Raw genomic sequence first — 8,554 nt, forward strand, 5'->3', positions numbered from 1 at the left:
ACGCCGCTTAATGAATAATTTGTCCCATACACAACATTTGTCTATAGCTCAAACCATTTTTAATATCAGCGAGCAACTCATAATCCACTAAATATAATATTGGAGTTTTTGGATCAACTTTATACTGAACTAAGTCGATCGCGTTATAAAAATGAAACATTTTAACGTGTGAAATATTTGAAAACCGTTCATTCCATGCGTCATGGATGGATATATCGTCATCTAATACGACAATATTAGTACCATACCTAATATTCATTGAGTCACAGAACCAACTAGGGGGGTTAGACCTAATTAGAGTGATATGAATTTTTGTCCCAACTTTTTCTTCAGAGTGAATATGCATTGAACCATTGATCTGCTCTAAATATTGTTTAGCATAAGATAAACCAAAACCAGCACCAGTTTTCTTATTAAAGCTAAATCCTTGCTCTGTAACCTTTGGCAAGATATCGGGAGGAATGCCGCAGCCATTATCTTCAATAATAATTTCGACATGCGTAGTATTGCATGTTAGAGAGATAATAATAGAGCCATTAGAATTAACTGCCTCAATACCATTATTAATGAGATTAGATAGAACGCGCTTAAAAGAATCAGGGTGTATCTTAGAAAAACAATTATATGAGTGGTCGGACCCAAGTAAGTTGATTTGGATTTTGGTTGCGTAATATTCATATCTTTTTTCTGCAACGATATTATCTAAAACTACAAATATTAATTCTGGAGAATTATTCATATATATTTCACTACTTTTACAGTCAAGCAAATTATTTTTAGATTGTAAGAGTAGGTTATTAGCAATATCATTGATTCTTTTAGCTGCATTTCTGATCATAATGCGTTTATTTTCAGGAATCGATGTTACATCTGATAGTGCGGTGTTTATTGCCGCTAATGGTGATCGGATATCGTGAGCAACAAGCTCAGCAATATTTTTTCTTACCTCGTAATAGGCTTTTTCTTTCTGTAAATTGATTATTTCTCGATGTTCATCAATAAATTTATTAGCAATTTGTCTATATTCATTAATTTCAACTTTTGCAAAATCAACAGCATTATTACTTTGATGTGATGAAATAAAATCAAGCAAGTATTCGGTATTGTTTGCTATTTTTTTTCTCATAGAAAGGAATAGAAATAAGAAATTAAAAAGAAATATTCCAAGTACGATCAATAAAATTAACAAAAGCCCATAGGACACTGGCAAAGTATAGATAGAATTATATTGCTTACTTGCAACCACCGAGCCCAATATCTTTTCATCATTTTTAATTAATGTTATACCGGAAATTTGCCCATTATCTTTTTTGCATAGAAGGTAATTATTTTTGCTGTTTTCTTCGCAAGTACCTACATCTTCAATTTTATTTTTTAAAGGAACAAATTTTATTGAGTCTAGTTTGCGTTCATTACCTAAATTGTATAGGACTAAATCAAGAGCATCCTTATTATTAAGAAGCTGATATCTACCAATTTCATCAGTGGTAAATGAGTCATTAATAATTAAATTTCTGGAAAAGACACTCATCTGATTATGAAAATAATCTTTTGCAAGCATGAGTATAAATCCAAAAATAATAAATTGGATTAGAGCAGAATATGCCATTTTCTTGATAAAAATTGCTTTGATTGAAGAGCTTTTATTTTTCATAAGCATATCCATTGCTATTAACTGATAAAATAACGTAATTGGTCGATCGATAAAATTGACCATTATTTAAATAAGCCCCGGTAATGCCAATATAATCAGTACTTAATATGCTGTTTGTATTGACGATACCGGTTCTATTCAATGCTTTCAAAATAATCTTCATCGAATCATAAGTGTATGCTGCCAATACAGTGGGTTTTTCATGGAATTTTTGAATATAAATATTTTCAAATTTAGTTAAAGCATCATAGGGCTGTATAAAATCTAAATTGCGGATAAAATGAGAGTGAATTACTTTATCATTTAGTCGCATAAAAAATGTTTGACTAACTGAAGAACCAAAGTTTTCTGTGCCAATAAAAACAGTGCTATGGTTATTCATAATATTGGCAATTTTTGCTGATGCTATTGCACCTGACAATAAAAAAACATATTGATATTTTCGTTCATTCAAAAAAATGCTCAATTTTCCCTCTATATCGCTGTCATTTTCTAGAAAATCAAATGTAGAATATTGTACGTGTTCCTTTTTTAGAATGCTGGAATACACTTCCTTATACTTTAGCATCTCATCACGGTTAATTTCCGTTATAAGCAACACGTTGTTTATATTTTTATAGCGCTCATGTAAGTAGCTCATCATTTTTTCAGCTTGGTAATTATAGCTTGGCATAAAGATAAAAATATTCTTAGGTAATTGATCAGAGTTGGTGGTGCTAGCGTAGGAAGTAAAAATAGGAATGGTGTCATTTTTCTGTTCTTTTACAGCTAATAACAAGTCTGATAGATATTCAAACCCAATAATTGCAGAGCAAGAGTCATTTACCATTTGATTATAAATATGCATTGGCTCCAATGGTCTGTTATTATAAAAATAACTCTTAATCACAACTTTGTTAGAGAGATCATTTTCTTCTTTGGCAAGATATGCTGCATTTAAAAAAGACTGACCATATGATTTTAAATTTTCTACAATCCTACCGGTCAAACATATTTTAATTTTAGATTGTGCGTGAACAACAGGGGATATTAGTATAGAAAACAATAAGATGATTGCCTTAGAGCTATTTAATAAATTCATTTAAAAGCTCACTAAAACGATCATTCTCTTCTAGATGTGGGTAGTGAGACGATTTATTGAAAGTTATAATTTCATGAATGTTCGACAATGCTATTTGGTGTCCGTTCATGACAAAATCGTGAAAACCATTTATCCATAATTTACGTATTTTAAGCTCATTAATATTAACAGAAAAATTGGCTTCTTTTGAATAAAGATCTTTTCTTACACTGATAAACGTGTTCATATCCAATGGTAGATTGATCTTTTTCTGTGCATTTTGAACCAAATTATAATATTCTAAATTGGCCCAATATAAATAAGGTCTGTCTTTATTTTCTTGGAAAACTGGAGTTAATTGTTCTGATAGTTCCCAGATTTTATTAAGGTCAAGATTATTAATTTCATTTAATATTTTGTTATATAACTCTAAATTACTTTTTTTCAGATAGGATAGGTCTAGCATTAAATTATTCAAACGAGGTGTTAGTATTGATTGAGCGGTAGAAACAAAAACACCAGGGATGGTCGACTCATAATTTTTGTAGTAATCAAAAAGAAGTTTTGCACCATAACTATGTCCAATCAAAGCATGGATGTTAAGATTAAAATGGTCATCAAGGTATAGAATTATTTTTTGCAAATCATTTATATTATCTTGCTGTAATACTAACTTTTTAATTTTATTAGATTTACCGCAATTTCGTTGATCATACAGAATAATATTGCACTGGAGAGAATTAAATAAATTATGATGATCAATAAGATACTCTATGGTTCCACAATTGAGACCAGGGCCACCATGAATGAAAAGAGCATAAGGTAGACTCGAGCTTTTAGTAAATCTGATTATATAAAATTCTTGATGTGGCAAAATATCTTTTTTGTAAGCTTTCATTAGTAATTATTTTCTCGAAATATTCTGCGGATCCATACAATTGGGGCTGCAAATTTAATGGCGGTATTTTTTATTTCTTTTTTCACTAATGTAGTTTTTTCATTTAAACAAACTAAGTCATAGCGAGCTGGTTCTTGTCCATGCCTTAAGATCCTGACAAATACTTCATCATTGTCCGCAATAATAATACAATCTTTGCCAATGGCACTCTCAATGTTGTTGACTATTATACCGCCAACATAATTCCCAGGGTATAAGAGAGGGATCATGCCATCATCTTTTATAACGGTGTCAATAGAGTGTTGTAGTTCTCTGAATAGTAGTAATTCTTTAGCTATGTGGCTTTCGTCACCCTCTTGGATATCTAAATCTTTTGTGATTTTTGTGGCATTTTTACCAATGCCATGCATTAACCATGATTCTGTGCAATAAATATTTAACTCTTTAGCTCGTTTAACGATTTTTACAGCCCCCTGCTGGGATAAACCTCCTCCCCATGCTAATTCCCATCCTTTTAATGATTGAGCAGTAAAATTAGAATCGCGACAAAAATCTTCTCGTGTAAAAGACAGGAGATGCTCGCGTATGAATCTTATTCTCTTGCCCCGAGACTCGGGGGATGAAACATTGTCTATTACAGGATTGCTCATATTTAAATAATTCAGTCAGGTGCATGTTTATTCTATGATATACCAAAATGGTTAATAAATCTTCGTAAGAATTTACCAAAAAAATAGTATAAAAAACATCAAAATACAATGCGTTATAGCATATTAGGTATGACAAATCATTATAAATTTACCTTAATGGTAAAAAAATTATTGTAATTTTTACCATTGGCTGATAGTCTTATCTAATAAATTAGATAAATAAAAGGATTTGTTGATGAAGTTTGATGTTGAGTTATACATTAATGCTAGGAAACAAATAGAAAAAAAGTTTCAATTATTACCCTATGGTCCTAGATTAATTATTTATGAACTATTAAATCTTGCAAATCCTCTTACGGGAATTGTATCTGACATTAGTTATCGTGATCTATCAAGATCCTTAGAGATTAAAACCGCTCCAGGTCGAATCAACAGTGGTGTTCCATCTAAGCAAACCATCAGAAATTTCATAAAGTCTATAGAACATGAGTGTAGCGAATACTTTCAAGTTATAACTGAAGGGCAAAATTTAAAATTTATATTCCCAGAGGTCCCTAAGATCTATAATCAATTGATTATAAAGAAAGAAGTTAACACAGATCTTAATTCACCTAAATCCCTTATAGATTCTGATAGAGAAGGAGATTCAGAGGGAAAATCTAACATAGAAGTTAACAGAGAAGCTAACACACTAAAGAGCTCTGCAAAGAATATTAATATATTTAATATAACTAACTCAAACAAACAAACTGAAATTGCGAGCAATGATTTTTGTTGCAGCAAAAAACCAATTTGCGATGACTTTTACCCAAACACAAAAACCATCGAAATGGCATTTTCCATGGGACTAACCAAAGTAACTGACAAAGAAGAAATTCAGGCGTTTATCAAGCACAACAAAAAACAAAACACTCTATGGGCTGACTTTAATCCAGTATTCATTAACTGGCTTGAGCGAGATGCCCAATACATGCAAAAACAACTACAAAAGGCACAAGGACAATTAAGGAGTCATCACAATGAGCGTGGTACAAATCAAAGCACTCTTAACCAAACAGCACTTGAGCGAGTCAGCGAACATCATGGCATTTCAATCGACTCACTCTGGGACACCTCAGGCAATGAACTCAACTCCGGTTCATTTATCGAAGGAACACTTGTCCAGCCTCTGGATGAAGCTGACTGCAATATACGGGCAACTTTTTATCAGTAAGCATGGAGTGAATGATACAGGAGTTTGGTTTGCTGCACTTAAAGATTTAACTCCAAAAGCATTAGACAGTGGTGTGGAGCGATTAATGACATTGAGTAAAGGCGACAAGTTTTGTGAATTTCCACCCAATTGCCTGCAGTTTCGAGCTTTGTGTCTTGGCTTTTATAGTGATTTGCGCCTGCCTTCTGCTGCCGAGGCGCATAGGGAGGTTTTAAACAGCGCTTATTCAACGAACCCAAACTGGAGTCATGCAGTGGTTAAATTTACTGCCAAAAGACTGGGGCTTAAATTTCTGGAAATTGATAATGAAGGCCATTCTTTTGCAGTATTTAAAGAGGCATATGAACGGGTATGTCATTTAATGAGACAAGGACACCAGATCCCGGAAATTAAAGAGAAGGTGCTGTGCACTTTGCCTCAATCAAAAGACATTGCAACAACACACCTTGCGAAAATTCGCCAGTTATTGGGAGTTGCATGATGAAACAAATTCCATGTTTAAAACTGTTTACAAAGGAAGAGCTGTACTGTCTTTTAAACGCCTGCTCTGAGTCATTAGCTCTGGCCTATCAGGAAATCCCTGAATGCGATTTCTGGCACATTGCAATGGAGGCACGATTGGCATGCGAAGCGCTTCGATTCGAGATTGATTCACAAAAAAAAGAATATTCAATTCACTAACCAATAAAAGGAACACAGCATGTTAATACTTACACGTAGAATAGGCGAAACCGTACTAATCAATGATGACATTTATATCACCGTGCTCGGTGTTAAGGGTAATCAAGTCCGCTTAGGGTTCGATGCACCACAAGATGTAATTATTCATCGTCAGGAAATACATCAAAAAATTAAAAAAGAACAATCTCTGTTTTTAAATAAGCCTGGTCAGTGGAAGGAAGCACGGGGCGTACAGACTCATTAACCATTCAAATCACCATACTAACGAGTTAAGGGAATAATATGAAACCATGCATTAACCAGATACAAAAGGCAATTACCACTTTAGCTTTAACTGGATCTTTTGCCCTGTTGGTGAGCTGTGCTGCAACATCAACAGTGATCGAACATCGTAACTTAGAAACAGATACAAAACTCAGCCAAACGATTTTTCTTGATCCTGTGGCTCAAAGTCAAAAAACGATTTACATCACAATTAAGAATACTTCTCAAGAGTCATTATCCATTGATAAGTCACTAAAGCAGGCATTAGAAGAACATGGCTATAAAGTGGTTGGAAATCCATCCAAAGCCCATTACCTGCTGCAGGCCAATATTCTTAAGGTGGGAAAAATGAGCGCGTCTGCAAGCCAATCCGCGCTAGGTGGCGGGTATGGCAGTGCATTGGCAGGGGCAGCAACAGGAACTGCACTGGGTGCATTAAGCGGTCATTCAAGCACCATGATTGGTGCAGGTATTGGTGGGGGAATTATTGGTTTGGCTGCAGATTCTCTAGTCAAGGCAGTGAATTACACGATGATTACCGATGTACAAATTTCTGAGCGCGTTGGAAAAGGTACTGTTCATGAGCAGTTTAATTCCAACCTTCAAAATGGCACTGCATCTGGAACCACACAGACATTGAGCAAACACAGTGATTACCAACGCTATAGAACGCGGGTGGTATCCAATGCCGATAAAGTCAATCTGAGTTTTGCAGAAGCACGACCCGCATTGGAACAAGGTCTGGTAAAAACATTAGCGGGCATTTTTTGATGCAGCCTGATTAGAGCTTCATGAAAAAAGTGCATAGGATTTAAAAAACAATAATGAGTTAAAGAGGGAATAGTAATGAGAATCAATGTAATAGCAGGACTTATCATCACCGCACTGGGTTCACCCTGTGCTGTTGCAACCAGTTCGAATCACTACGATTTAGAAAGACCAATTTTTGATACGTCTTATCAACTCAACCAGATTGCCAAAGAAAACAATTCCGATTTATGTTCTGGAGATGTCGCAATTGCTGCAGCCTACCTGGAATCAGCAGGAGCCCAATTGCAGCATCATAAAAAAGACAGTGCAGTTGTTTCTATGGCTTATGGATACAATGAATTAAAAGCAATCAGCAATGTAAGAAGCTACTGTACACATTTATCACCGAAGGTAAAACCCTATCTTGCACGAGTTATTGTGATGAAAAGTGAACTTGAGAACATCAACATACCAGAAACAGACCAAACATCGGACTAATTTTAAAAGCTTAAGTTCATAACAAAAATAAAAGGAGCGCTCAATGAACCCAATTAAAACACTCATGCTGTCGATGACCCTCATCGTTGTGAGTGGAGTTATTCATGCAGAGCCCACAACACTGCCTGAAAACAATTTTAAGATTAATCAGAATCTGACTGCCGTTTCAACTGAAAATGATGAACAGGATGTCGAATATTTTAAACACATTCTTTCCAGTGGAGCGCTTTTTACGCTTTTGCTAGCAATGGATAAGGAGGTTCCTGACATAGCAAAAGCAGTTGAGTATGTGGCTTTGTTCAAAAAACTGGATTCTGCAAATCACCTACTGACGCAAATTTTAGTTGAACTTAAAAAGAACAACCACCTATTAAGTCAAAGCATGCTTGATAAAGGAGTAACCATGGATGGATAAGCGCTCTTTATAAAACCACAAAAACACGATTCATTAAATAAAAAGAATAAAAAATGAGCACAAATTGGGGCTCAGGGGGATTTTTTTAACCAAAAAAGGAGAATGTGATGAACTATAGAACAGCAATGAACGATTTGAGCATTAAAGGATATCTGTATGCCAGGCAGCTGCTCCCTTTTTTAATGATTGGTTTGGCACTGTTGTGTTTGATGCCAGACTCCTGTTTTGCTGCTGAGAATCGGCTTTCTGGATTAAAAGAGGAAGTAAAGGCAACCTTTGGAGCGGATTCAGATCTCCCTTATTTTCTTTTGTTAGCAGAAGGGCTTGCAGGGGCTTATGCCTACATCAAAACCAAAAATATCGCAGTCCTTGCGGGTGTTCCTGTATTGATGGTGTTTACTCACTGGGCATTGAAATAATGGCTCGCAACTACCAAACCTTTATGCTCTCTGATGAGCCCAAAATTGCGGG

Annotated in this window: 12 protein-coding genes; 8 read left to right on the forward strand and 4 right to left on the reverse strand. The window is 34.9% G+C overall.

All coding sequences use genetic code 11. The annotated features are described in order from the left end of the window. Nucleotides 1-7: 7 nt before the first annotated feature. Genes KYQ_RS17400 through KYQ_RS17415 form a run of 4 tightly spaced genes read right to left on the reverse strand, consistent with a single transcriptional unit; the run spans nt 8 to nt 4,262 of the window. Nucleotides 8-1,654 (reverse strand): sensor histidine kinase, encoded by a 1,647-nt coding sequence (locus KYQ_RS17400; protein ID WP_019350434.1) that lies wholly within the window; start codon nt 1,652-1,654, stop codon nt 8-10. Further along, nucleotides 1,644-2,735, reverse strand: coding sequence for an ABC transporter substrate-binding protein (locus KYQ_RS17405; RefSeq protein ID WP_014845162.1), 1,092 nt, complete (start codon nt 2,733-2,735; stop codon nt 1,644-1,646). The genes KYQ_RS17400 and KYQ_RS17405 overlap by 11 nt, the downstream gene beginning before the upstream one ends. Beyond that, on the reverse strand, nt 2,719-3,612 hold the full coding sequence (locus KYQ_RS17410; RefSeq protein WP_014845161.1) for an alpha/beta fold hydrolase: 894 nt from the start codon (nt 3,610-3,612) through the stop codon (nt 2,719-2,721). Before KYQ_RS17410 ends, KYQ_RS17405 begins: the two co-directional genes overlap by 17 nt. Further along, complete coding sequence (locus tag KYQ_RS17415) at nt 3,612-4,262, reverse strand: helix-turn-helix domain-containing protein (RefSeq protein ID WP_014845160.1); 651 nt, start codon at nt 4,260-4,262, stop codon at nt 3,612-3,614. The genes KYQ_RS17410 and KYQ_RS17415 overlap by 1 nt, the downstream gene beginning before the upstream one ends. 235 nt (nt 4,263-4,497) lie before the next feature. Here KYQ_RS17415 and KYQ_RS17420 point away from each other — a divergent pair, with 235 nt between their 5' ends. The 8 genes from KYQ_RS17420 (at nt 4,498) to KYQ_RS17455 (ending at nt 8,502) form a co-directional block, all read left to right on the forward strand. Beyond that, nucleotides 4,498-5,475, forward strand: coding sequence for a hypothetical protein (locus KYQ_RS17420; RefSeq protein ID WP_014845159.1), 978 nt, complete (start codon nt 4,498-4,500; stop codon nt 5,473-5,475). A 7-nt stretch (nt 5,476-5,482) separates the two neighbouring features. Continuing rightward, entirely contained in the window at nt 5,483-5,956 is a 474-nt protein-coding gene (locus KYQ_RS17425) for a hypothetical protein (RefSeq protein WP_223499707.1), read from the forward strand. Further along, a complete protein-coding gene (locus tag KYQ_RS17430) occupies nt 5,953-6,156 on the forward strand; it encodes a hypothetical protein (protein ID WP_014845157.1) in 204 nt (67 codons plus the stop codon). The genes KYQ_RS17425 and KYQ_RS17430 overlap by 4 nt, the downstream gene beginning before the upstream one ends. A gap of 19 nt (nt 6,157-6,175) precedes the next feature. Further along, on the forward strand, nt 6,176-6,400 hold the full coding sequence (gene csrA, locus KYQ_RS17435; protein WP_014845156.1) for a carbon storage regulator CsrA: 225 nt from the start codon (nt 6,176-6,178) through the stop codon (nt 6,398-6,400). 38 nt (nt 6,401-6,438) lie between these two features. Continuing rightward, the gene (locus KYQ_RS17440; RefSeq protein WP_014845155.1) at nt 6,439-7,191 is read left to right on the forward strand and encodes a complement resistance protein TraT; all 753 of its coding nucleotides are present in this window, start codon (nt 6,439-6,441) and stop codon (nt 7,189-7,191) included. A 75-nt stretch (nt 7,192-7,266) separates the two neighbouring features. Further along, nucleotides 7,267-7,668: a hypothetical protein gene (locus tag KYQ_RS17445; protein WP_014845154.1), complete on the forward strand. Its 402-nt coding sequence runs from the start codon at nt 7,267-7,269 to the stop codon at nt 7,666-7,668. Between the two features lie 43 nt (nt 7,669-7,711). Beyond that, nucleotides 7,712-8,083 (forward strand): hypothetical protein, encoded by a 372-nt coding sequence (locus KYQ_RS17450; RefSeq protein WP_014845153.1) that lies wholly within the window; start codon nt 7,712-7,714, stop codon nt 8,081-8,083. Between the two features lie 107 nt (nt 8,084-8,190). Then, on the forward strand, nt 8,191-8,502 hold the full coding sequence (locus KYQ_RS17455) for a type IV conjugative transfer system pilin TraA (protein WP_014845152.1): 312 nt from the start codon (nt 8,191-8,193) through the stop codon (nt 8,500-8,502). Nucleotides 8,503-8,554: the final 52 nt, after the last annotated feature.

Source organism: Fluoribacter dumoffii NY 23 (genome assembly GCF_000236165.1).
Classification (GTDB): Bacteria; Pseudomonadota; Gammaproteobacteria; order Legionellales; family Legionellaceae; genus Legionella; species Legionella dumoffii.

What these genes read in the sequence shown, in the direction of transcription:
- KYQ_RS17415 (WP_014845160.1), bottom strand. Translation starts at nt 4,262, where the DNA reads ATGAGCAATCCTGTAATAGACAATGTTTCATCCCCCGAGTCTCGGGGC.
- KYQ_RS17400 (WP_019350434.1), bottom strand. Translation starts at nt 1,654, where the DNA reads ATGAAAAATAAAAGCTCTTCAATCAAAGCAATTTTTATCAAGAAAATG.
- KYQ_RS17430 (WP_014845157.1), top strand. Translation starts at nt 5,953, where the DNA reads ATGATGAAACAAATTCCATGTTTAAAACTGTTTACAAAGGAAGAGCTG.
- KYQ_RS17440 (WP_014845155.1), top strand. Translation starts at nt 6,439, where the DNA reads ATGAAACCATGCATTAACCAGATACAAAAGGCAATTACCACTTTAGCT.
- csrA (WP_014845156.1), top strand. Translation starts at nt 6,176, where the DNA reads ATGTTAATACTTACACGTAGAATAGGCGAAACCGTACTAATCAATGAT.
- KYQ_RS17445 (WP_014845154.1), top strand. Translation starts at nt 7,267, where the DNA reads ATGAGAATCAATGTAATAGCAGGACTTATCATCACCGCACTGGGTTCA.
- KYQ_RS17405 (WP_014845162.1), bottom strand. Translation starts at nt 2,735, where the DNA reads ATGAATTTATTAAATAGCTCTAAGGCAATCATCTTATTGTTTTCTATA.
- KYQ_RS17410 (WP_014845161.1), bottom strand. Translation starts at nt 3,612, where the DNA reads ATGAAAGCTTACAAAAAAGATATTTTGCCACATCAAGAATTTTATATA.
- KYQ_RS17455 (WP_014845152.1), top strand. Translation starts at nt 8,191, where the DNA reads ATGAACTATAGAACAGCAATGAACGATTTGAGCATTAAAGGATATCTG.
- KYQ_RS17450 (WP_014845153.1), top strand. Translation starts at nt 7,712, where the DNA reads ATGAACCCAATTAAAACACTCATGCTGTCGATGACCCTCATCGTTGTG.
- KYQ_RS17420 (WP_014845159.1), top strand. Translation starts at nt 4,498, where the DNA reads ATGAAGTTTGATGTTGAGTTATACATTAATGCTAGGAAACAAATAGAA.